The sequence below is a fragment of the Bacillus sp. ISL-55 genome, from assembly GCF_018613155.1.
Classification (GTDB): Bacteria; Bacillota; Bacilli; order Bacillales; family Cytobacillaceae; genus Mesobacillus.
In genome coordinates this window covers 37,267-59,336 of the sequence record NZ_JAGGQU010000021.1, presented here as the reverse complement: position 1 = coordinate 59,336, position 22,070 = coordinate 37,267, and the positions used below count along the sequence as shown (strand labels likewise).

Here is a 22,070-nt window from a genome sequence, read left to right as displayed (position 1 = left end):
CTCCTTTTCTTTATTTGCATCTTAAATATCTTTAGCCATTTCTTCCTTGAAGCCAAACGTCCAGGTGAAGATGAACCCGAATACATAGGCAAGCAGAAGTCCAAGCAAGTAGAGCAGTATTTGATTTGTATGGACCAGGAAAGCAAGCGGGATACCCGAAACGCCGATCGCAATCGTTGCGATTTTAAAGAATGCCTGGAATGCTCCTCCGACTGCTGCCCCTAGACAGGCCGTGATGAATGGACGGCCAAGCGGCAGGGTGACACCGAAAATAAGCGGTTCACCGATACCGAGCATACCAACTGGCAGCCCGCCCTTGATGACTTTTTTAAGTCTTTCATTCTTCGTTTTAAAGTAAATTGCGAATGCTGCACCAACCTGGCCGGCACCACCCATTGCGAGGATTGGCAGCAGCGGGTCATCACCAATCGTGTTGATCAATTCCATATGCACAGGAGTCAAGCCCTGGTGCAAACCTGTCACAACAAGAGGAAGGAATGTTCCGGCAAGGACCAGTCCTGCCAGGATTCCGCCGACATCAAGCAGGCCAAGCAAGCCCTTTGTGATCAAATCGGAAATCAAGCCGCCAACAGGCTGAAGCACGAATAGTGTAGCAATACCAGTGATTAATAATGATAGAGTAGGAGTAATGATGATATCTAAAGAAGACGGAACGAATTTACGGATTCGTTTTTCAAGCATCGCGATGAAAACTGCAGCAAGCATAACTCCGATCAGTCCACCACGGCCAGGAACCAGTGCTTCGCCAAACAATGTGATGTTTGCCAGACCCGGGTTGATGATCAGGATACCGGCAGCACCGCCAAGAGCAGGTGAGCCCCCAAATTCACGAGCCGTATTGATGCCGACAAATACACCGAGATAACTGAAGATACCCCAGCCGATCAGGTTAAGAACCTGGATGAAAGCAGACTCTGGGTCAATGATTTCAGAACGGACAATGACATTCGTAATTCCCGCAATCAAACCGGATGCGACAATCGCTGGAATCAGCGGAATGAAGATACTGGCGATTCTGCGCAGGAATAGTTTGAACGGAGTCGCATTTTTCTTGTTGAGTTCGTCCTTGGTGCGGCCGGCAAGTCCTTCGAAAGGATCCGGGTCGGACTCGTCTACTAGACTGGCAGTCTTGCCGGTAATCTCAGAAACTTCATTTGCCACTTTGGTGACAATTCCCGGTCCCAAAATAATCTGTAATGTCTCTTCTTCTACGACACCAAGCACGCCATCAATTTTTTTGATGCCGGCGATATCCACTTTGCTGTAGTCTGCCGGCTTGACGCGCAGGCGGGTCATGCAAGACGCAACATCAGCAATATTGTTCGCGCCGCCAAGCTGCTCAAGTATCTCTCTTGCCAGGCGTTCTTCATTACGCATGGTGTTTCCCCCTCTTATTGTATAATAGTCAGAAAAAAATGAATTCGCTTACAAAATGATGATAACAAGTCTACTGTATAGTTGTCTATACCTTTTCTGAAAAATATAGCTTTGGTACTAGCAGGAAGGGGTGGATCATACCGATTCAGATAATCTCAGGAAACTCAGCTTGTTTTTTATCTCCTTATATTTGGTTCTTCTTAAAAAAGTGCTAAAATAAAAGGTATTGTTATCATGTGGGAAATAAACGTTCTAATAAAGGAGGAACTTCTTTGCCTAAAGTCCGTACTAAAGACCTCATCAAGAAATTCGACATGGAATTGATCAGTGGAGAGGAAGGAATCAACCGTCCGATCACCACGACTGACATTTCTAGACCAGGACTAGAAATCGCTGGTTATTTTGAATATTATCCTGCAGAGCGATTGCAGCTTCTTGGAAAAACAGAGCTGACCTTCTTTGAAAAATTGAATCCCCGCGACAGAGCAGAGCGTATGGAAAAGCTTTGTACAGATATTACGCCAGGAATCATCGTCACAAGAGACATGGAGATTCCTGTTGAACTCGTCGAGGCAGCCGAAAGGGAATCAGTTCCACTCTTGCGTTCGAAGCAGAAAACAACAAGGCTCTCGAGTCATCTGACAAACTATCTCGAAAGCAAGCTGGCACCGACGACTGCAGTCCATGGGGTACTGGTCGATCTCTATGGAATCGGTGTCCTGATCACCGGCAAGAGCGGAGTTGGTAAAAGTGAAACCGCGCTTGAATTAGTCAAAAGGGGACACCGTCTTGTAGCGGATGACTGCGTAGAAATCCGCCAGGAGGATATCGGGACCCTGGTTGGAAATTCACCTGATTTAATTGAGCACCTTCTCGAAATCCGCGGCGTCGGCATCATCAATGTGATGACGCTGTTCGGTGCTGGTGCCGTCCGTTCGCATAAACGGATTTCCCTGATCATGGATCTAGAGATTTGGGACCAGAAAAAATCATATGACAGGCTGGGACTTGATGAAGAGAAAATGAAAATTCTCGACACCGATGTCACCAAGCTGACGATTCCCGTCCGTCCGGGCCGAAACCTCGCTGTCATCATCGAGGTAGCAGCGATGAACTTCAGGCTGAAGCGCATGGGCGTCAATGCCGCTGAACAATTCACCAACAGGCTTTCAGACGTCATTGAAGACGGCGATCATGACGAACATTAAGCAGTAAGGTGCTTTATGAATAACTGCGGCACTCGCAGTTTTACGAAAATTATTCTTAATCAAACGTTTGATTAAGAACGGCCAAAGTGCTGGTGCGACTGACTTTTATATAGAAAAAGGGGAAATGATATGGAAAAAAATATTCAGCCAATCGACCCGATTGCCTTTTCGCTGGGACCGATCGAGGTGCACTGGTATGGTGTCATCATTGGACTTGGAATTGCTCTCGCATTGTGGATTGCCATGCGTGAAGGCGAACGCCGCGGACTGCCGAAAGATATTTTTGCGGACCTGATGCTCTGGGCAATTCCGATCGCGATCCTATCTGCAAGGCTTTATTATGTAATCTTCCAGTGGGATTACTACAGCCAGTATCCTGGCGAGATTTTCAAGGTTTGGAATGGCGGCATTGCGATCCACGGTGCGTTGATCGGTTCCGTTGCCACAGCTTATTTTTACACGAAGTCAAAGAATGTTTCGTTCTGGAAGCTTGCTGATATCGCAGCGCCAAGCATCATCCTGGGACAGGCAATCGGGCGCTGGGGCAACTTTATGAACCAGGAAGCACACGGCGGTGAAGTAACAAGGGCATTTTTGGAAAACCTGCACCTGCCTGAGTTCATCATCAACCAGATGTATATTAATGGAGCATATTATCATCCAACGTTTTTATATGAATCAATCTGGAATCTGCTCGGTTTCATCCTGCTCATGTCATTGCGCAGAGTCAACCTTGGCCGCGGGGAGATTTTCCTCAGCTATGTCATCTGGTACTCAATCGGCCGCTTCTTTGTTGAAGGAATGCGGACTGACAGCTTGATGCTGACAGAATCATTGCGGATTGCCCAGACCATTTCGATTGCATTGGTTGTTTTTGCAATTGGATTATGGATTTTCAGAAGAGTCAAAGGTTATTCGAAGGTACGATATTTAGAGAACTAGAATTTCGGATTACTAAAAAAGAAACTCAATCAATAAAATGAATCAAGGCTGAAAAATGGGAGAGATGATTCAATGGGTTCTACATTAAAAAGAGGGTTGATGGTTGGCTTGAACACAACATGGGCGCTCGGGAAGGTCATCTTTCCCGTCACCTTGATTGTGTCGATCCTGCAATACACACCAATCCTGCCGTGGGTAATCAAACTGATCACGCCTTTGATGTCGCTGCTTGGGTTGTCAGGAGATGCGGCGATTCCGCTTGTCATCGGGAACTTCCTTAATCTTTATGCGGCCATCGGAGCGATCCTGACGCTTGATTTGACGGTAAAAGAAGTCTTCATCATTGCGGTGATGCTGAGCTTTTCACATAATATGCTTGTGGAATCAAGTGTGGCTGTCAAGGTCGGCGTCAAGCTTTGGATTATCGTCCTCGTCCGCCTCGGGCTTGCGTTCATATCTGCTGCAGTCATCAATCTTGTTTGGAACGGCGGTTCTGAAATCGCACAATATGGAATGGTCCCTGCTAAAAGTGAAGAGGTCTCTGGATGGGGAGCGATTTTGCTTGAAGGAATCACGAAGGCGGGAATCGGCATATTCCAGCTGGCCATCATCGTCATCCCGCTGATGGTCATCGTGCAAATCATGAAAGATAAGCAATGGCTTGCCGTTTTTTCAAGATGGCTGGCGCCGGCAACAAGAGCGCTTGGCATGAAGGAGAACACTTCGACGACAATGGCAGCCGGACTGCTGATCGGGCTTGCGTACGGCGCAGGTGTGATGATTCAGGCAGTCCAGGAAGATGGAGTCAGCAAAAAGGATGTCACGCTGGCATTTATTTTCCTCGTTGCCTGCCACGCCGTCGTTGAAGATACTTTGATTTTTGTTCCGCTTGGCATTCCAGTCTTGCCGCTGCTGCTGATCCGTCTTGGAGTGGCAATATTACTGACAATAACAGTCGCGATCATCTGGAACCGCGCGGACATTGCAAAAAGAAAGGAAGCAGTATATGAGCAATAAAATAGATACAGTCCTGTTCGATCTTGACGGGACTCTGATTGATACAAACGAGCTGATTATTTCATCTTTTCTCCACACAATGGAGACCTATTATCCCGGCCAATACAAACGGGATGACGTCCTTCCGTTTTTAGGGCCGTCTCTTCAGGATACGTTCCAGCCAATGAATCCTGAAGGCTACGAAGAAATGATCACCACTTACCGGACATACAACCTGGCTAATCACGACCTCTTGGTAAAAGGATTCGAGGGAGTATATGAAACGGTCCGAACATTGAAGGAGCGCGGCTTCCATTTAGGAATAGTGACTACGAAGCGTTTGGATGTCGTCCAGATGGGCATGAAGCTGACAGGATTGGACGAGTTTTTCGAAGTCGTCGTTGCGCTCGACCACGTTGAAAAAGCGAAGCCGGATCCTGAGCCGCTTTTAAAAGCATTGGACATGCTAGGTTCCTCTCCAGACCGTGCGATCATGGTCGGCGATAACCACCACGATATCCTTGGCGGCAAAAATGCTGGCACAAAAACGGCCGGAGTTGCCTGGTCCATCAAGGGAAAAGAGCATCTTGAGCAGTACAACCCGGATTACATGTTAGAGAACATGGCTGACATCCTGCCAATCTTGGGAGTATAACATGAGAAGGACGACTCGTTATCGAGTAGAAGGAGCAAACTCGCTCTGGCATGTGTATAAAACCGTCCCGTTCTGGAAAGTCGTCAAAAATTTCGTCGTCATCCAGGTGGCACGCTACACGCCGTTTCTCGGCATGAAAAACTGGCTGTACCGCAATTTTTTGCGGATGAATGTCGGCGACCAAACATCCTTCGCGCTGATGGTCATGCTTGACGTCATGTTCCCGGAAAAAATTTCCGTTGGCCGCAACACGGTCATTGGCTATAACACAACCATTCTGGCTCATGAATACTTGATCAAGGAGTACCGACTCGGCGACGTCGAAATTGGCAGCGAAGTCATGATCGGCGCCAATTCCACGATCATGCCAGGCATCAGGATCGGCGACGGCGCCATCGTCTCCGCCGGAACACTCGTCCACAAAGACGTTCCAGCCGGAGCCTTCGTCGGCGGCAACCCAATGCGTGTGATCTACACAAAGGAAGAGCTTGCTGAACGCTGGGCTGATGATGAGATTTATGGAATGAATTCCACTAAATAAAAGGCTCTGTTAAAGCTAAATGTTGTTTTTACATCCTGTTGATTGTAGTGGAAGGCGCGAAGACTCCTGCGGGATGAGCAAGTCATGGGGAGACCCCGGAGGCGCTTAAGCGCTGAGGAGGCTCCCCGACTGCAAGGAAGAATTTGATCTTTGAAAAATCCGGATTTTGGGATTTTTCATAATTCTTCCCCGCGGAAAGCGAAGCGCCTGGAACGAAAATCAACAGCCAAGTTTAAAAGAGCCGAATAAAAAAAGCGAAACGGAATGAACAGCTCCGTTTCGCTTTTTTTGTGCATTTTTTGTACATATTTGATCATCGGATTGACGATATTTGCAACCGAGCGAGGCACCTGGCTCGTTTCTGAGCATTATGAACTGGAAAAAATCAACGATAATTTCCAAGTCGCCAATAAAAATTGATTTTCGCCAATAAACAGTTCATTATCGCCAATAAAATCAAATTATCGCCAATATATTTTGAAAATCGCCAATAAAAATATTTTTCCCCCAATAAAAGTCTCATCCCTCAAAAACAGGCAGCCGACAACACTCAAACCATACAAGAAAAATATACTTTGGGCCATTTTGGTCTATTTATAAGGGAATTCTGAATAACAATAGATGGTTTTGTCGGCAAACTCGTTTGCTTCACGGAAGGAGCAGGTCTTCAGGCCGATCTTCCTGGCCGGAATCAGGTCGGTGCTTTGGTCCCCGACAGCGAGGTCCAAACGATATCTGTCATGCAGGTACTTATATGCATGGATATCCGGCTTTAACGAATATCCATCATCAGCAGGGCAAATCACTTCCTCGAAAAATTGGCCCAGATTCCAGTGTTCCAGCAGCTCTTCTGTTGAGCGCCGATTGCGATGGGTCACGAGTACATTTGCGTCAGAGGCAGACAATACATCTTTTACATACGGGAAAAGCGGTTTTCGATCATTTGGCAAAGTGCGTTCAATTTCTCGGAATTCTCTACCTTATTTTTATCGACACCGTAAAAATCATATGCTGTACCATATTTCAGATGAGGAAGGACTTCTTCATACGGCAGGTCTTTTTTCGAAACGACCGTGAAGGCCTCGACCAATGTCGGCCATGTGTCAAGGATGGTCCCGTCCAGGTCCCAGAGGATTTTCATTGCACCCAGCCTCCTTAAAAGCAAAATAAATTTAGCACCAACTATTAATAGGCTTTCTGATTGCCACCATTCTACCAGCACCATTTTAAAAAGCAAACATGAAGAGCTTATGGTTGACGGATAATAGAATGAGCGATAAAATACTTATAACTTCATCTTGTTACCATATTAGCGAACTAAAGGATTTAGATAATTAAGATAGAAACACCAGCAACGAAGAGGGTGAAAAAAATGAGCAGATTATTCATGTTTGAAAAGCCGCTTGGCATGCGGGATACGCTCCCGGAATTATACGAAGCGAAGGAAAAAGTCCGCAGCTCAATTGAAAAAGAAATGAAGCAATGGGGTTTTCAATTTATCGAAACGCCGGCGCTAGAATATTACGAAACAATCGGCACGGCTTCTGCTATCCTTGATCAGCAGCTGTTCAAGCTGCTGGACCAGCAGGGGCATACGCTTGTACTGCGTCCGGATATGACCGCGCCGATTGCCAGGGTCGCGGCCTCAAAGTTATTCAAAGACCAGGTTCCATTAAGACTGGCCTATTCTGCAAATGTCTACCGTGCCCAGCAGCGTGAAGGAGGCAGGCCGGCGGAATTTGAGCAGATTGGCGTCGAATGTATTGGCGACGATTCGATCAGCGCTGATGGCGAGATGATTTCGCTGGCGATTTCCTCGCTGAAAAAAGCTGGATTGGAACAGTTTCAGCTTTCTGTGGGGCATGTTGGCTTCGTCAATGAATTGTTCGTTCAGATTCTTGGCACAGAGGAACGAGCCAGGGAATTGACGAAATTTTTATATGAGAAAAATTATGTCGGGTACCGCGAGCATGTCAAATCACTGCCGCTGTCATCAATTGATTCACAAAGGCTTCTGGCTTTCCTTGAACTGCGCGGCGGTCCGGAAGTGATTGGCAAAGCATCCGAACTGATCGAGAACGGAAAGGGCAGGGCAGCACTTGATGAATTGAAGCTGCTCTGGGAGATCATTGAAGACTTCGGTGAAAACAGCCGGATTAAATTTGACTTAACGATTGTCAGCCACATGAGCTACTATACAGGCATTTTATTCGAGGTTTACGCAGGAATGGTTGGCTTCCCGATCGGCAATGGCGGCCGTTATGACAGATTGCTGGAGAAATTCGGGAAATCGACAGGGGCAACAGGATTTGCGATCAGGCTCGACCGGCTGCTTGAAAGTCTCGGCAACCTGGGTGAACCCGAGCCTGTCACTTGCATTCTTTTCAGCCCTGAACGAAGAAAAGAAGCTTACCAACTTGCAGCACAGCGCAGGGACGACGGGGTACGGGTTATCCTACAGGATATCAGCTCCGTACGCAATCTTGATGCTTGCTCTGATACGTTTGCTAACGTCGTTTACCTTGTTGGGAAGGAGGGAGTGCAGTGAATGAACAATTGACCATTGCGATGCCAAAGGGCAGGATTTTTACCGAAGCAGTTGATCTGTTGCGAAACGCTGGCTTTGATTTGCCTCCTGAATTTGATGATTCCCGCAAGTTGATTATTGATGTAAAAGAAGAGAATTTCCGATTCATCTTAGCGAAGCCGATGGATGTGGCTACATATGTTGAACATGGTGTCGCGGACCTCGGGATTGCCGGAAAGGACGTCCTGCTTGAGGAGGAACGTGATGTGTATGAGCTGCTAGATTTGAAAATCAGCGGCTGCTATCTTGCCGTCGCCGGACTTCCGGATACAAAAATGAATGATGTCGCCCCGAAAATCGCGACGAAGTACCCAAATATCGCTGCAGCCTATTTCCGTGAACAGGGTGAGCAGGTAGAAATCATCAAATTGAACGGATCAATCGAGCTTGCGCCATTAATCGGGCTCGCCGACAGGATTGTCGACATCGTTTCAACCGGCAGGACCCTGAAGGAAAATGGCCTGGTTGAGTACGAAACGATTACAAACGTAACATCGCGGCTGATTGTCAATCCAGTCAGCTACCGGATCAAGGATGATCGGATCAGCGAGCTTGTTAAAAGGCTGAACGCAGTGATATAGATTGTGAATCTGAAAGGATTTGATTCCCGATGGATATTTTACAGATAGATGGAAGCTTGTCATTAAAACGGACCGTTGATGGCGGAACCGAAGAGCAGCGGAAAGCCGTGCAGGCCATTATAGCGGAAGTCCGTGCTTCCGGTGACCAGGCACTCAGGAATTTTACCGAAAAATTTGATTCTGTTGTGCTGGATGAATTTCTGGTGACGAAGAATGAAATTTCAGAAGCCTATAAAAATGTAAGCAATGAGCTTGTGGACATCATAACTGAAGCTGCCTCCAATATACGAAAATATCATGAAAAGCAGCTGCGGCCTTCATGGATGACGACGGAGGAAAATGGCACAATGCTGGGCCAGAAGGTGACACCGCTCGATTCTGTCGGTGTCTATGTGCCTGGTGGAACGGCTGCCTATCCATCCTCGGTTTTGATGAATGTCATCCCGGCAAAAACTGCGGGTGTCGAGCGGATTGTGATGGTATCACCGCCTGGCCGGGACGGGAAGCTTCCGGCAGGCGTGCTCGTTGCAGCAGATATTGCCGGGGTAAAAGAAATCTATAAGGTCGGCGGAGCGCAGGCGATTTCCGCACTCGCTTACGGAACTGAAACAATCAAGCCTGTTGATAAAATCACTGGTCCGGGAAACATCTATGTCGCTCTCGCCAAGCGTGAAGTATTCGGTGACGTCGCCATTGATATGATCGCTGGACCAAGTGAAATCGGAATCCTGGCTGACGAAACGGCACGCGCCAATGAAATTGCTGCCGACCTGCTTTCACAGGCAGAGCATGACCCACGGGCGTGTGCGGTTCTAGTAACCACATCACGTACGCTTGCCGAAGACGTACAAAATGAAGTCTATAAGCAGCTTTCGCACCTGCCGAGAAAAGACATCGCCACAGAAGCCATCGAAAACTTCGGAGCGATTTATGTGGCAGCTGATATGGAAGAGGCTGTTGCCGCAATCAACCAGCTTGCACCGGAGCATCTTGAAATCGTCACGGAGAATCCGATGGAACTTCTCGGTAAAATAAAGCACGCCGGCGCGATTTTCCTGGGAAGATACAGCTCAGAGCCTGTAGGTGATTATTTTGCCGGACCGAACCATGTTCTGCCAACAAACGGAACAGCGCGATTTTCAAGCCCGTTGAGTGTTGAGGATTTCCAAAAGAAATCCAGTATCATCCTTTACAGCGAGAAAGCGATGAACGATAACGGTGCTAAAATCGCTGAATTCGCAAGGCTTGAAGGGTTAGAAGCCCACGCCCGGGCCGTGGAAGCAAGACTGAAATCGTAATGATAGTGGATGGAGGGAAATTTGATGGAACGCAACGCAACGGTGAATCGATATACAAATGAAACAAAAATAGATTTGGATTTTAGCATCGATGGCGAGGGTAAAACGGAACTGGAAACTGGAGTGCCTTTTCTTTCTCACATGCTCGATTTATTCGCGAAGCATGGCCAGTTTGATTTGAAGGTGGATGCGAAGGGCGATGTTGAGGTGGATGGCCACCATACAACTGAAGATATCGGCATCTGCATCGGACAGGCGCTTCGTGAAGCACTTGGCGATAAGAAAGGAATCAAACGCTACGGAAACGCATTTGTCCCAATGGATGAGGCACTGGCGCAGGTCGTCGTCGATCTTAGCAACCGCCCGCACCTCGAAATGCGCGCAGAATTCCCTGCCCAGCAGGTTGGCACTTTCGATGTCGAGCTAGTCCACGAATTCCTGTGGAAATTGGCGCTTGAAGCAAGAATGAACCTTCATGTCATCGTCCACTACGGAAAAAATACTCACCACATGATCGAAGCGGTATTCAAAGCCCTTGGACGCGCGCTTGATGAAGCGACGACCATCGACCCGCGGGTAAAAGGCGTCCCTTCAACGAAAGGCCTGTTGTAAGGAGCGGGAAACGTAGTAAAGAAATGTTGTAAAGTCAGGGGAAACGTAGTAAAGGGATGTTGTAAAGGGTCGGGAACGTAGTACGAAAGAGATGTTGCAAGGGAATCTCTACGGGTATTATAAGAGACATGATTATTCATTTTTTGGAGAGGCATGGAGCTCTTATGCCCCCCTGGTATGAAACCTCTGTAAAAGGAAGGAAGTTAACTTATGATTGGCATCGTCGATTACGGCATGGGCAATCTGTTCAGCGTCAGCAAGGCGCTCGAACGGCTTGGTGCGCCATATTTTATTTCACAACATAAGGGCAATTTGATGGATGCAGATGCACTGCTCGTCCCTGGCGTCGGTTCATTCCGTGATGCGATGCAAGTGTTGAACCGCACTGGTTTGACAGAATTGATCCAGGCTTTCGCAGCTAGCGGCAAGCCTGTGCTCGGAATCTGCCTCGGCATGCAGCTGTTATTTGAAGAAAGCACGGAAAATGGCCAGACGAAAGGCTTGAACCTGCTTCCTGGTAAAGTAGAGCGCTTCAGCGGCCAGACGGCAGAAGGGGAAAACTATAAAGTTCCGCATATGGGCTGGAATAAGCTTCGTTTTAGCGGTGATTCACCATTGGTGGCATCGCTTGAAGAAGATTATGTGTACTTTGTCCATTCCTATTATGTAAAAACAAACGACCCGGACGTCCTGATAGCAGTCGGTGATTATTATGATGTAGAAGTGCCGGCCATCGTAGGCCGGAACAATATATATGGGATGCAGTTCCATCCGGAAAAAAGCAGCGATATGGGGATGGCCCTGCTCCGCAATTTTGCCAACCTTGCAACAGAAAGGAAGACAGAAGAATGAAATTCACAATCTACCCGGCGATCGACATGCGCGGCGGCAAATGCGTAAGGCTGCTGCAAGGCGATTATGACAAGGAAACTGTATATGGTGATTCTCCTTTTGAAATGGCCAAGAAGTTCGCTTATGAAGGTGCAGAGTGGATTCATATGGTCGACCTCGATGGTGCACGGGACGGCAGGCGGGTCAACGATCAATATGTCATCCAGGCAGCAAAGGAGCTCGGCGTGAACATCCAGATTGGCGGCGGAATCCGCAGTGAAGCTGATATCACTCACTATCTGGATAACGGCGTCAACCGTGTCATCATTGGCAGCATTGCCGTTTCCAATCCAGAGTTCGCCGAGGAAATGGTCAGGAGATACGGTGACAGAATCGCGATCGGTCTTGATGCAAAAAACGGCTTCGTCGCAACTCATGGCTGGCTGAACACTTCTGAAGTGAGTGCTGTCGAGCTTGGCAAAAGATTTGCTGATGCCGGGGCGGAGACATTCATTTTTACCGATATCGCTACTGACGGCACGCTTTCTGGACCAAATGTGGAAGCAACCCGCCAGCTCGCTTTGGAAACAGGCAAAAGCGTCATCGCTTCCGGCGGCGTCAGCTCACTTGATGACTTGGCCGCTCTGCGACAGTTAAGTGATGATGGAGTCAACGGTGCGATTGTCGGCAAAGCCATTTATGAAGGCCGTTTTTCTGTAAAATCTGCGCTGGAAGCGGGTGGTGCCTGATGCTGAGCAAAAGAATCATTCCCTGTCTTGATGTAAAAGAAGGCCGCGTTGTAAAAGGAGTGCAATTTGTGCAGCTCCGTGATGCCGGCGACCCTGTCGAACTTGCACGTTTTTATGATGAGCAAGGAGCCGATGAACTAGTATTCCTTGATATATCAGCTTCCGTTGAAGGAAGAAAGACGATGGTCGAGGTAGTCAGGGAAGTAGCGTCAGAGCTGGCCATCCCGTTCACAGTTGGCGGTGGCATCAACACGCTTGAAGATATGAAGAGGATGCTCCGGTCCGGTGCTGACAAGGTTTCCTTGAACACCGCGGCTGTCAACAATCCGAAATTGATTTCACAAGGTTCCGATTTCTTCGGGGCACAGTGCATAGTCGTCGCCATCGATGCAAAATACGACCCGGAACTCGGGTCATGGCGAGTTTACACCCACGGCGGCCGGACACCGACCGATTGGGAAGTGATAAAATGGGCAAAAGAGGCTGTCCGTCTTGGGGCAGGGGAAATCCTGCTGACCAGCATGGACAGCGATGGTGAGAAGAAAGGCTTCGACCTAAAGCTGACCCGTGCCGTGAGTGAAGCGGTCACAGTCCCGGTCATTGCTTCAGGCGGTGCCGGAAACGCCGAACATTTTGCTGACGCTTTTAACGAAGGAAAAGCAGATGCCGCACTGGCTGCATCAATCTTCCACTATCGCGAAACCTCTGTAAAAGAAGTGAAATCCCACCTGCGTGAAAAGGGAGTGACCGTAAGATGAAAATGGAAGAATTGAAGTTTGATGAAAGTGGCCTGATTACTGCAGTCGTCCAGGATGCAGCAACACGTGAGGTCCTGACTGTAGCTTACATGAATAAAGAATCCCTTGGTAAGTCACTTGAAACACGAGAAACCTGGTTTTACAGCCGTTCCCGCCAGGAACTCTGGCACAAAGGCGCAACGAGCGGCAATACACAAAAAATCGTCGAGATGAAATACGACTGTGACGGAGATGCTCTCGTTGTGCTCGTCGAACCAGCCGGACCAGCATGCCATACCGGTGCAGTCAGCTGTTTTTCGGAAAATTTGCTGGAGCGTTCTGCAGCTTCCCTGGATTTTTCAGAAAACCCCATGGAGCGTCCCGCGGATCAGCTAGCGTCATTGAGTGATTTCGCCGTCATGCTCGAACTGGAAAAAACAATCCGCGTGCGCGAACAGGAGATGCCGGAAGGCGCGTACACCACTTACTTATTCGAAAAAGGCGTTGACAAGATTTTGAAAAAAGTCGGCGAAGAAGCATCGGAAGTCATCATCGCAGCGAAAAACCGTGACCCCGAAGAACTGAAGTGGGAAGCCGCCGATCTGCTCTACCACCTGATGGTCCTGCTGCAGGAACAGAAACTGCCGCTAAAAGAAGTATTGGCAGTGTTGAATAAAAGGAAGAAGCCCAGCGCAGAAGAGTAGTATTGCGCTGGGTTTTTTCTGCCGAAAATTAATCAAGGCTATTTTCGTAAAGATTATTGTTAAAATCCTAAAGCCGATTTTAACGTAATATAAAGTCATTTTGCAGGTCGGTATTAAATCTGCATGCTCTTTTCTCATATAAAGAATCAACTTTGCGAAGAAAAATAGGGCATTCAATACTATTTTTTAGTCAAAAGCAACAAAGTTTGAGAAAAGAGCATTAATCAAAGAAGCTTTTGCCCGGAAAGTAGGTGCGCCCTTTGGTTGTACCGTCAAACGTCAAACTCATAGAAGCTAACAGCCGTTTCGCAGTTGAAGGAGACCCAACTTTCATGTATTTACGGAATTGCTTGCTAGTAATAGAAGGGCCGTAAATAAGGAAGTAATCCCTCAATGCCTGAATATGAGCATCCGCCGTTTTATGTCCACAGCTAAAACAAGTCCATTTACCCTGGTGGTAGTCCATTCCGAATGCCTCGCAGGCAGGGCACTGCACACCCTGAATCATTCTATCAAATGGGAGGTTCATCAATTTTGGATCGGGAATCAACGGTTCATGCGCTTTAATTAAATGTCTGGTGAGTTTCTTCATGTCATTTTTTGAAAGGAGAGATTGGGTATATTTTTGATAGAAAGGAGGAATCTTGAAGGCGACATTTGAGGACCGAAAGACTCTATAACTAACCTCTTTGTCATTGGTAGGATTTTTAATGATGGCCAGCGTATTGCTAATTGCGACAAGATTTTCAATCGGCAAAGGTATAATATGAAGCTTTTTAAGAAATGCGTTTAATTGAGATGCCTGGATTTTTGTCTGGAGAATCGGGTCAGGAAAAACTTCTTCTATTTCGTTTTGGACTCTTATCAATTGATTGAATTCTGGAAGGAAAATAAGTGTGCCTGCGTAATTTTTGGCATCGATAATGAGAAGAAAATATGGGGTGATGATGAGGGTGTCGATTTGGAAGTGTGTCCTGTTGATCGGTATTCTTAAATCATGCAAAATCAACATCTCAGAATGGTCAATTTGCTCTAAAAAGTAATCCAGCGTCTTTTCACCTTTGTAACCTGCCCGTTTTCGGTAAAGTTTCTTCTCGAATTCAGCTTTTTTGAAGTCATCAGGAGGAAAACGCCTTACTATGGCTTCCAAAATCATGAGTTCTTTAGGATATTCTCTTGTTTTCCCAATCAAAGCTATCACTCCTATTAATTTTTACTGTAATTATTCGATTTCATCACTGAAAATACCTTCTTGTTTAAGTCGGATATAAATTTATTGGCGAAAATTAAATTAATTCGACCACATTTTGAATTATTTTGGCGGATTTTTAATTTATTCGACCACATCTAAAGATAATTCGACCACTTTTCCCAATAATTCGACCAACCGCTAATAAAACACGCTTTTTTAACCAACTGGATACACCCTCCAAACCACAAATTCAAATCCACACCTTCTCGAATACTCTGTCCGTATGTTATACTACATTAGTTAAAGTTGCTTCGATAAAACACTGTATGTGTATTCTTATACAAACAAAAGGTTCAAAGGATATAGTTTTACTAAAATATAAATGGAGGATCATATGGGAAAAGACTCTAAAGCGATGAAGCAAAAAGGTCAATTGCTGTCATTTGTTCCTACTGGTGAATATTACTTCACCAAAGGGGTCAAGGCTTTCCACAGGCGGGACCTAAAAAAGGCTGAAAAGTATTTCCAGCGTGCGATGCACCTTGAGCCTGGCGAGCCGATGATCGTTTGCCAGCTGGCAATCGTGCAGTCGGAGCTGGGTGAATACCAGCAGTCTAACCGTCTTTTGCACTTGGTCCTCGAAGAACTTGATGAAAACATGGCAGAATGTCACTATTTCTTAGCGAATAACTACGCTCATTTGGGCTTGTTCCGCGATGCGTTCAGGCATGCTAATCTTTATATGGAATTGAATGAAGATGGCGAGTTTGCCGAGGATGCAAGCGATTTGCTTGAGCTTCTCACGATGGAAGCAGAAGAGATGGATGAGGATTACTATGAAGAGGATGACCTGATCGTCAAGCAGGAGGAAGCACGCAATCACCTCGAATCAGGCGAATTCCCGAAAGCGATCGAGATTTTTCAGGAAGTCATCGAGGAGTATCCGGAATATTGGTCGGCTTACAACAACCTGGCATTGGCGTACTTCTATCTTGGTGAAACAACAAAGGCCCGTGACATCCTGAACGATGTCCTGCAGCAGAATCCCGGCAACCTGCATGCATTGTGCAATGCCCTCGTGTTTGCGCATTATCAGGGACAGGAGAAAGAAGGCCAGGACCTTAGAAACTCTCTTGAAAAAATCCACCCGATCCACGTGGAGCACCAGTTCAAGCTTGGTGCGACATTTGCGCTTGTCGGCGAATATGAACTGGCTTACCGCTGGCTGAAAAAACTGCAAAAAACAGGTTTTGAAGGCGACGGTGCTTTCTATTACTGGCTGTCTCATGCTTCTTATTTTACCGGCAGAGAAAATACAGCGCGGAATGCCTGGAAAAAGGTACTCGAGTTCAGTCCTGAAAAAGAAGGAATGGAGCCGTGGGCAGACAAATCGGGCGTAAAGTTCGAAGCGCAGGTTTCGGCCATCCTGAACCAGCTGAACAGTGATTATCCAGAGGAGCGCCTGTTTGCGCTATTCCTCACATCCGTTTCCGCGAAAAAGAAGGAAATTCTCGCAGCGGATACCTCAACGGATAAAATGACGGAAATGGAAAAATCATACCTAGATTATGTAACTTCAGGCAAACTGAGCAGCAAGGAAGAGGAAGTGAAGGGCGCACATGAAACAGCGAAGCTCCTTTATGACCACCACCAGCCGATCGGCAAAAATGAAGCTGGTGTCTACATCATGTGGTTCTCAGTTTTTGAGCAGGCAGCACAGGCTGGCTATGACTTCAAAAACAAAAAGGCATGGGCCGCAGCAGTTGATTATCTCTGGGATAAGCTTAGAAATATCAAGACATCGAAAGCAGCAGTAGCAAAAAAATACGGATTGTCTGTCTCAACGCTTTCCAAATATATTAATTTGGCAAACGAGTTTCTTCAGGAAGAAGACAGCATTTAAGAGGGTAAACTAAGTCTGTGATGAGCAGACGAGGTTTACCCTTTTTTCTCTTTTTAGAATATACAATTAAGGGTATAGAAAAACTATATGGCAATTCCGTGAACTTAAGCATATTTTTGGACTATGCGCGTCCTGTTTTATAGGATATGTTTAGGAAGGAAATACTATCTTGGATGAAAATACAGGGGATTTTTATAAAAGGAGTTGTACACCATGTCAGAAGAGAAAATTTATGACGTCATTATCATCGGTGCCGGACCAGCTGGTATGACGGCCGCTGTTTATACTTCACGTGCGAACTTGTCGACACTGATGCTTGAGCGCGGCGTGCCGGGCGGACAAATGGCGAATACAGAAGAAGTTGAAAACTATCCTGGTTTTGATCATATTCTTGGACCTGAGCTTTCAACGAAAATGTTCGATCACGCGAAAAAATTTGGTGCTGAATATGCTTACGGTGATGTAAAAGAAGTCATCGACGGCAAAGAATATAAAACAATCAAGGCTGGCAATAAGGAATACAAAGCACGTTCCATCATCATCTCTGCTGGTGCAGAGTACAAGAAACTGGGAGTTCCTGGCGAGCAGGAGCTTGGCGGCCGCGGTGTTTCTTACTGTGCGGTTTGTGACGGCGCATTCTTCAAAAATAAAGAGCTTGTTGTTGTCGGCGGTGGAGACTCAGCGGTTGAAGAGGGCGTTTACTTGACTCGCTTCGCTTCAAAAGTGACAATCGTTCACCGTCGCGATGAGCTTCGTGCGCAAAAAATCCTTCAGGATCGTGCATTTGCCAATGACAAAATCGATTTCATCTGGAATCACACTGTCAAGCAAATCAACGATAAAGAAGGCAAAGTTGGCAGCGTGACCCTTGTTTCAACACAGGACGGAGCTGAGCAGGAATTCGCGGCTGATGGTGTGTTCATTTACATCGGCATGGTTCCGTTGACAAAGCCATTCGAAAGCCTTGGGATCACGAACAGCAATGGCTACATCGAAACGAACGAACAAATGGAAACGAAAGTCCCAGGTATTTTCGCAGCTGGTGACATTCGTGAAAAAACACTCCGACAAATTGTCACAGCAACTGGCGACGGCAGTATCGCGGCGCAAAACGCTCAGCACTATGTCGAAGAATTGATGGAAGAATTAAAAGCAAACGTATAATACAATGCCAAACCCGCTGGATCTGATTCAGCGGGTTTTTCCAACCTGTTGGTAAAAACATCCCGTCTCGGCAAAAATTACAAAACGTAATTATATATTAATTCTCCTGTAACAGTAGTGAAACAATCGTGGGGTATTATAGGAGTAGAAATTGACCCCCTTTTAAAAATATAATCCTTTGACGGCACAGGTTATCCTGTGCTCTTTTTTTTACATAAAAATGAAACAGGCCCTAGTAAAGGATTATAACACCATTCGTTAGCAGGATTTTGAATCTGCATTTCCCACATACTTCTTAACAAAAATATCATCTTTGTATTCATTGTGGCGAAAAACTAAAAATAGTATAATGGAAAGAATAAAAGTTGAGCAGATTTTCAGAACTGCTCTTTTCAGAATGCTGTTTTTTGTTATTGATTTGAATCGAAAAACGGCAAATCATCACGAAGATTTTTAAAAGCCTAGTTGGCCTACATATAAAGAGGTGGATTGGATGCAGCGAGTGACGAATTGTGTTTTAGTAAAAGATGATAAGATTTTGCTGCTGCAAAAGCCGCGCCGAAATTGGTGGGTGGCTCCAGGCGGAAAAATGGAACCAGGAGAAACCGTGAAGGATTCATGTGTCAGGGAATTTCGCGAGGAAACAGGAATTTACCTGAGAAATCCCCAAATCAAAGGGATTTTCACATTTGTCATCAAGGAAGACGATCAAGTCGTTTCTGAGTGGATGATGTTCACGTTCTACGCGACGGAGGCAGATGGCATCAATCTCGATGTATCAGAGGAAGGCACGATTTCCTGGCATGAGCTTGATCACATCAAAGACCTGCCAATGGCAGCGGGAGATTATCACATCTTAGAATATATGGTCCATGGACAAGGAATTATCTATGGCACTTTCACTTATACACCGGATTTTGAGCTGATAAATTACAGGCTCGATCCAAATTGATAAATAACTTAATTTGCAGGGGGAAAGAGAAATGAGTACCGGTTCAAGCACTGATACCCAGCTCGTGATTATAACAGGTATGTCTGGCGCTGGTAAAACTGTCGCCATCCAGAGCTTCGAAGACCTTGGATTTTTCTGCGTCGACAACCTGCCGCCAACGTTGCTGCCGAAATTCCTCGAGTTAATGAAGGAATCTGGCACGAAAATGAACAAAGTGGCACTTGTGATGGATTTGCGCGGACGCGAATTTTTTGACTCTCTTTTCAAAGCGCTGGATGATCTGGCGGAAACGTCTTGGGTGACACCGCAGGTATTGTTCCTTGACGCGGATGATTCCACTCTTGTGCGCCGCTATAAAGAAACGAGACGTTCGCACCCGCTTGCTCCGTCAGGATTGCCGCTCGAAGGCATCCAGCTGGAACGAGAGCTTTTGGAAGAGCTGAAGGGCAGGGCACAGCTTCTTTATAAAACAACGGGCATGAAACCGAAGGACCTCCGCGAAAAAATCCTTGAGGAATTCTCGGTGAACAAGAAGACGATTTTTACCGTCAATGTCATGTCCTTCGGTTTCAAGCATGGAATACCAATCGACGCCGATCTTGTTTTCGACGTCCGCTTTTTGCCGAACCCGCATTATATCGAACATATGCGGCCGAAAACTGGTCTCGATGAAGACGTGTCGACATATGTTTTAAAATGGAACGAGACAAGTAAGTTCCTTGAAAAGGTGACAGATTTGCTGAGTTTCATGCTCCCGCATTATAAGCGGGAAGGAAAGGCCCAGCTCATCATCGCCATCGGCTGCACAGGCGGCCAGCACCGTTCCGTGGCATTGGCAGAACACATCGCCAAGTTTTTCGAAAAAGATTACCATACCCGTGTGACTCACCGTGATATCGAGAAAAGGCAGGGACATATAAAATGATGGCGGATGGATTGCCAAGAATCGTCATCATCGGGGGTGGAACGGGCCTCCCAGTCCTGCTGCGGGGGTTGAAAAAGCACCCTGTCGATATCACTGCGATCGTCACTGTTGCTGATGACGGCGGCAGTTCGGGCCGGCTGAGGGAGGATATGCAAATCCCTCCGCCAGGTGATATCCGGAATGTCCTTGCTGCACTATCAGATGTGGAGCCGCTGATCGAAGAGATGTTCCAGCACCGGTTCAATACAGCCAACGAATTGTCCGGCCACTCGCTCGGCAATCTGATTCTTGCTGCGATGACGTCGATCACCGGCAATTTTGTTCACGCGATCCAGGAAATGAGCAAGGTCCTGAATGTGCGCGGAAAAGTGCTGCCGGCAGCGAACAGAAGCGTCATGCTGAATGCCGTGATGGAAGACGACAGCATTGTCAGGGGAGAATCCAAAATTCCTTACTCAGGAAAAAGGATCAAAAGGGTGTTTTTGAATCCAGAGGGCGTTAAGCCATTGCCCGAAACGCTCCAGGCAATAAGGGAAGCAGATTTGATCGTGATCGGTCCTGGCAGCTTGTATACGAGCATCCTGCCGAATTTGCTCGTGAAGAGACTCGGCAAGGAAGTATGCAAAGCGAAGGCACGGAAAGTGTATATATGCAACCTTATGACCCAGGCAGGGGAAACACATGATTTTGCTGCCAGTGATCATATAAAAGCGATCTATGACCACATGGACTGTGCTTTTATCGATACAATCCTTGTCAATAGTGAGACCATCCCGCCGGATGTTGAGCTCCGCTATAAGGAGGAGCTTGCCCAGCCTGTCCATTTTGACCTCGACCGGCTGATGTCTCTGGGAATAGAAGTCGTCCAGGAGGAAATTGCTGAGCTCGATGGCAATGTTATCAGGCATGACACAAAAAAAGTTTCAGAAATTTTATATTCTATGATAATAGATGAAACCAAAAAGAGATATAACGCGTAAATATAGGATGCAAGCGTTTGTCTCTTTTTGAATAAGTGCTTTTTTTAGGCATCAAGCCTAAAAAGCCATTTTCGCAATAAAATAAAAAGACAGCTGCTGCGCTTGCTGATTTACCAGAGTGACAGCGCTATTGAAACAGGGGGGTGAGAAGGTGTCGTTCGCTTCGGAAACAAAAAAGGAACTCACGAATATTGACGTGAATGGCTGCTGCGCTGACGCGGAACTGTCCGCTTTAATCCGGATGAATGGATCCCTTTCCTTCTCAAATCGAAAACTCATCGTAGACATACAGACTGAAAATGCCGCGATTGCCAGGCGGATCTATACCTTAATCAAAAAAAGTTATCAGGTACAGGTAGAGCTGCTGGTGCGTAAAAAAATGCGGCTGAAAAAGAATAATGTTTATATTGTCCGCCTTAAGGAATCTGCCAGGGATATTCTGGAGGATTTAAAGATTATTGGAGAAGGCTTTGAAATTATCCATGAAATTTCACCTGAACTGGTGAAAAAGAAATGTTGTAAGCGTTCTTATTTAAGAGGTGCATTCCTTGCAGGAGGTTCTGTGAACAATCCGGAAACGTCCTCCTATCATTTGGAGATTGCCTCCATGTACCAGGAGCATAATGACTCATTATGTGAGCTGATGAATACATTCGGACTGAACAGCAAAACACTAGAGCGAAAAAAAGGCTTCATCACCTATTTGAAGGAAGCAGAAAAAATCACTGAGTTTTTGACCATCGTAGGCGCATATAATGCGCTTCTGCGATTCGAGGATATCCGGATTGTCCGCGACATGAGGAACTCGGTTAATCGTCTTGTGAATTGTGAAACAGCTAACTTGAATAAAACGATTGGCGCTGCACTTAGACAGGTAGAGAATATCCGCTTTATCAGGGAGACGGTCGGCCTGCAAATACTACCGGATAAGTTGAGAGAAATCGCTCAGCTCCGTGTCGACTACCAGGATGTCACCCTTAAAGAGTTGGGCGAGATGGTAAGCGGAGGTGCGATCAGCAAATCAGGAATCAATCACCGGCTGCGAAAGATCGATGAAATAGCAGATAAACTGCGTGCCGGACAAATTACAAATAAATAGAGGGCTAGAGGAGGAA

Annotated in this window: 23 protein-coding genes; 19 read left to right on the top strand and 4 right to left on the bottom strand. The window is 46.5% G+C overall.

Going from position 1 to position 22,070, the window contains the following annotated elements:
* Positions 1-21 precede the first annotated feature (21 nt).
* Positions 22-1,398 (bottom strand): PTS transporter subunit EIIC, encoded by a 1,377-nt coding sequence (locus tag J7E32_RS11305; protein ID WP_214907310.1) that lies wholly within the window; start codon positions 1,396-1,398, stop codon positions 22-24.
* Positions 1,399-1,670: 272 nt separating this feature from the next.
* Here J7E32_RS11305 and hprK point away from each other — a divergent pair, with 272 nt between their 5' ends.
* The 5 genes from hprK (at position 1,671) to J7E32_RS11280 (ending at position 5,740) form a co-directional block, all read left to right on the top strand.
* Positions 1,671-2,606, top strand: coding sequence for an HPr(Ser) kinase/phosphatase (gene hprK / locus J7E32_RS11300; RefSeq protein ID WP_214907309.1), 936 nt, complete (start codon positions 1,671-1,673; stop codon positions 2,604-2,606).
* 129 nt (positions 2,607-2,735) lie between these two features.
* A complete protein-coding gene (lgt, locus tag J7E32_RS11295; protein ID WP_214907308.1) occupies positions 2,736-3,548 on the top strand; it encodes a prolipoprotein diacylglyceryl transferase in 813 nt (270 codons plus the stop codon).
* Between the two features lie 72 nt (positions 3,549-3,620).
* Positions 3,621-4,565, top strand: coding sequence for a nucleoside recognition domain-containing protein (locus tag J7E32_RS11290; RefSeq protein WP_214907306.1), 945 nt, complete (start codon positions 3,621-3,623; stop codon positions 4,563-4,565).
* Entirely contained in the window at positions 4,555-5,199 is a 645-nt protein-coding gene (gene ppaX, locus J7E32_RS11285; protein ID WP_214907304.1) for a pyrophosphatase PpaX, read from the top strand. Before J7E32_RS11290 ends, ppaX begins: the two co-directional genes overlap by 11 nt.
* Before the next feature lies 1 nt (position 5,200).
* Positions 5,201-5,740 (top strand): acyltransferase, encoded by a 540-nt coding sequence (locus J7E32_RS11280; protein ID WP_214907302.1) that lies wholly within the window; start codon positions 5,201-5,203, stop codon positions 5,738-5,740.
* 590 nt (positions 5,741-6,330) lie between these two features.
* Here the strand turns inward: J7E32_RS11280 and J7E32_RS11275 are convergent.
* The gene (locus J7E32_RS11275) at positions 6,331-6,690 is read right to left on the bottom strand and encodes an HAD hydrolase-like protein (protein ID WP_286183013.1); all 360 of its coding nucleotides are present in this window, start codon (positions 6,688-6,690) and stop codon (positions 6,331-6,333) included.
* Positions 6,654-6,881, bottom strand: a complete 228-nt coding sequence (locus J7E32_RS22875; protein WP_286183012.1) for an HAD hydrolase-like protein — start codon at positions 6,879-6,881, stop codon at positions 6,654-6,656. Before J7E32_RS22875 ends, J7E32_RS11275 begins: the two co-directional genes overlap by 37 nt.
* 231 nt (positions 6,882-7,112) lie before the next feature.
* Here J7E32_RS22875 and J7E32_RS11270 point away from each other — a divergent pair, with 231 nt between their 5' ends.
* From J7E32_RS11270 to hisIE, 8 genes are all read left to right on the top strand, one after another.
* Positions 7,113-8,288: an ATP phosphoribosyltransferase regulatory subunit gene (locus tag J7E32_RS11270; protein WP_214907299.1), complete on the top strand. Its 1,176-nt coding sequence runs from the start codon at positions 7,113-7,115 to the stop codon at positions 8,286-8,288.
* A gap of 20 nt (positions 8,289-8,308) precedes the next feature.
* A complete protein-coding gene (gene hisG / locus J7E32_RS11265) occupies positions 8,309-8,908 on the top strand; it encodes an ATP phosphoribosyltransferase (RefSeq protein WP_286183040.1) in 600 nt (199 codons plus the stop codon).
* A gap of 29 nt (positions 8,909-8,937) precedes the next feature.
* Positions 8,938-10,206: a histidinol dehydrogenase gene (hisD, locus tag J7E32_RS11260; RefSeq protein WP_214907295.1), complete on the top strand. Its 1,269-nt coding sequence runs from the start codon at positions 8,938-8,940 to the stop codon at positions 10,204-10,206.
* Positions 10,207-10,230: 24 nt separating this feature from the next.
* Positions 10,231-10,818, top strand: a complete 588-nt coding sequence (gene hisB, locus J7E32_RS11255) for an imidazoleglycerol-phosphate dehydratase HisB (RefSeq protein WP_214907293.1) — start codon at positions 10,231-10,233, stop codon at positions 10,816-10,818.
* Between the two features lie 210 nt (positions 10,819-11,028).
* Entirely contained in the window at positions 11,029-11,670 is a 642-nt protein-coding gene (hisH, locus tag J7E32_RS11250; RefSeq protein WP_214907291.1) for an imidazole glycerol phosphate synthase subunit HisH, read from the top strand.
* Entirely contained in the window at positions 11,667-12,398 is a 732-nt protein-coding gene (gene hisA, locus J7E32_RS11245; RefSeq protein WP_214907289.1) for a 1-(5-phosphoribosyl)-5-[(5-phosphoribosylamino)methylideneamino]imidazole-4-carboxamide isomerase, read from the top strand. The genes hisH and hisA overlap by 4 nt, the downstream gene beginning before the upstream one ends.
* Positions 12,398-13,156, top strand: coding sequence for an imidazole glycerol phosphate synthase subunit HisF (hisF, locus tag J7E32_RS11240; RefSeq protein WP_214907287.1), 759 nt, complete (start codon positions 12,398-12,400; stop codon positions 13,154-13,156). Before hisA ends, hisF begins: the two co-directional genes overlap by 1 nt.
* A complete protein-coding gene (gene hisIE, locus J7E32_RS11235; protein ID WP_214907285.1) occupies positions 13,153-13,839 on the top strand; it encodes a bifunctional phosphoribosyl-AMP cyclohydrolase/phosphoribosyl-ATP diphosphatase HisIE in 687 nt (228 codons plus the stop codon). The genes hisF and hisIE overlap by 4 nt, the downstream gene beginning before the upstream one ends.
* A 220-nt stretch (positions 13,840-14,059) precedes the next feature.
* Here hisIE and J7E32_RS11230 read toward each other — a convergent pair whose 3' ends face one another.
* Positions 14,060-15,031, bottom strand: a complete 972-nt coding sequence (locus J7E32_RS11230; protein WP_214907283.1) for a nuclease-related domain-containing protein — start codon at positions 15,029-15,031, stop codon at positions 14,060-14,062.
* Positions 15,032-15,425: 394 nt separating this feature from the next.
* Here J7E32_RS11230 and J7E32_RS11225 point away from each other — a divergent pair, with 394 nt between their 5' ends.
* From J7E32_RS11225 to whiA, 6 genes are all read left to right on the top strand, one after another.
* A complete protein-coding gene (locus J7E32_RS11225) occupies positions 15,426-16,934 on the top strand; it encodes a tetratricopeptide repeat protein (protein WP_214907281.1) in 1,509 nt (502 codons plus the stop codon).
* Positions 16,935-17,147: 213 nt separating this feature from the next.
* The gene (trxB, locus tag J7E32_RS11220; RefSeq protein ID WP_214907278.1) at positions 17,148-18,098 is read left to right on the top strand and encodes a thioredoxin-disulfide reductase; all 951 of its coding nucleotides are present in this window, start codon (positions 17,148-17,150) and stop codon (positions 18,096-18,098) included.
* A 493-nt stretch (positions 18,099-18,591) separates the two neighbouring features.
* Positions 18,592-19,050, top strand: coding sequence for an NUDIX hydrolase (locus tag J7E32_RS11215; RefSeq protein ID WP_214907277.1), 459 nt, complete (start codon positions 18,592-18,594; stop codon positions 19,048-19,050).
* Positions 19,051-19,081: 31 nt separating this feature from the next.
* Positions 19,082-19,975 carry an RNase adapter RapZ gene (gene rapZ, locus J7E32_RS11210; RefSeq protein ID WP_041967462.1) on the top strand — a complete coding sequence of 298 codons (894 nt, stop codon included), beginning with the start codon at positions 19,082-19,084 and terminating at the stop codon, positions 19,973-19,975.
* Positions 19,972-20,955 (top strand): gluconeogenesis factor YvcK family protein, encoded by a 984-nt coding sequence (locus J7E32_RS11205; protein ID WP_214907275.1) that lies wholly within the window; start codon positions 19,972-19,974, stop codon positions 20,953-20,955. Before rapZ ends, J7E32_RS11205 begins: the two co-directional genes overlap by 4 nt.
* Positions 20,956-21,106: 151 nt before the next feature.
* On the top strand, positions 21,107-22,054 hold the full coding sequence (whiA, locus tag J7E32_RS11200; RefSeq protein WP_214907273.1) for a DNA-binding protein WhiA: 948 nt from the start codon (positions 21,107-21,109) through the stop codon (positions 22,052-22,054).
* The last annotated feature ends 16 nt before the right edge of the window (positions 22,055-22,070 follow it).

What these genes read in the sequence shown, in the direction of transcription:
- J7E32_RS11305 (WP_214907310.1), bottom strand. Translation starts at nt 1,398, where the DNA reads ATGCGTAATGAAGAACGCCTGGCAAGAGAGATACTTGAGCAGCTTGGC.
- lgt (WP_214907308.1), top strand. Translation starts at nt 2,736, where the DNA reads ATGGAAAAAAATATTCAGCCAATCGACCCGATTGCCTTTTCGCTGGGA.
- J7E32_RS11290 (WP_214907306.1), top strand. Translation starts at nt 3,621, where the DNA reads ATGGGTTCTACATTAAAAAGAGGGTTGATGGTTGGCTTGAACACAACA.
- ppaX (WP_214907304.1), top strand. Translation starts at nt 4,555, where the DNA reads ATGAGCAATAAAATAGATACAGTCCTGTTCGATCTTGACGGGACTCTG.
- J7E32_RS11280 (WP_214907302.1), top strand. Translation starts at nt 5,201, where the DNA reads ATGAGAAGGACGACTCGTTATCGAGTAGAAGGAGCAAACTCGCTCTGG.
- J7E32_RS22875 (WP_286183012.1), bottom strand. Translation starts at nt 6,881, where the DNA reads ATGAAAATCCTCTGGGACCTGGACGGGACCATCCTTGACACATGGCCG.
- J7E32_RS11270 (WP_214907299.1), top strand. Translation starts at nt 7,113, where the DNA reads ATGAGCAGATTATTCATGTTTGAAAAGCCGCTTGGCATGCGGGATACG.
- hisG (WP_286183040.1), top strand. Translation starts at nt 8,309, where the DNA reads ATGCCAAAGGGCAGGATTTTTACCGAAGCAGTTGATCTGTTGCGAAAC.
- hisD (WP_214907295.1), top strand. Translation starts at nt 8,938, where the DNA reads ATGGATATTTTACAGATAGATGGAAGCTTGTCATTAAAACGGACCGTT.
- hisB (WP_214907293.1), top strand. Translation starts at nt 10,231, where the DNA reads ATGGAACGCAACGCAACGGTGAATCGATATACAAATGAAACAAAAATA.
- hisH (WP_214907291.1), top strand. Translation starts at nt 11,029, where the DNA reads ATGATTGGCATCGTCGATTACGGCATGGGCAATCTGTTCAGCGTCAGC.
- hisA (WP_214907289.1), top strand. Translation starts at nt 11,667, where the DNA reads ATGAAATTCACAATCTACCCGGCGATCGACATGCGCGGCGGCAAATGC.
- hisF (WP_214907287.1), top strand. Translation starts at nt 12,398, where the DNA reads ATGCTGAGCAAAAGAATCATTCCCTGTCTTGATGTAAAAGAAGGCCGC.
- hisIE (WP_214907285.1), top strand. Translation starts at nt 13,153, where the DNA reads ATGAAAATGGAAGAATTGAAGTTTGATGAAAGTGGCCTGATTACTGCA.
- J7E32_RS11225 (WP_214907281.1), top strand. Translation starts at nt 15,426, where the DNA reads ATGGGAAAAGACTCTAAAGCGATGAAGCAAAAAGGTCAATTGCTGTCA.
- trxB (WP_214907278.1), top strand. Translation starts at nt 17,148, where the DNA reads ATGTCAGAAGAGAAAATTTATGACGTCATTATCATCGGTGCCGGACCA.
- J7E32_RS11215 (WP_214907277.1), top strand. Translation starts at nt 18,592, where the DNA reads ATGCAGCGAGTGACGAATTGTGTTTTAGTAAAAGATGATAAGATTTTG.
- rapZ (WP_041967462.1), top strand. Translation starts at nt 19,082, where the DNA reads ATGAGTACCGGTTCAAGCACTGATACCCAGCTCGTGATTATAACAGGT.
- J7E32_RS11205 (WP_214907275.1), top strand. Translation starts at nt 19,972, where the DNA reads ATGATGGCGGATGGATTGCCAAGAATCGTCATCATCGGGGGTGGAACG.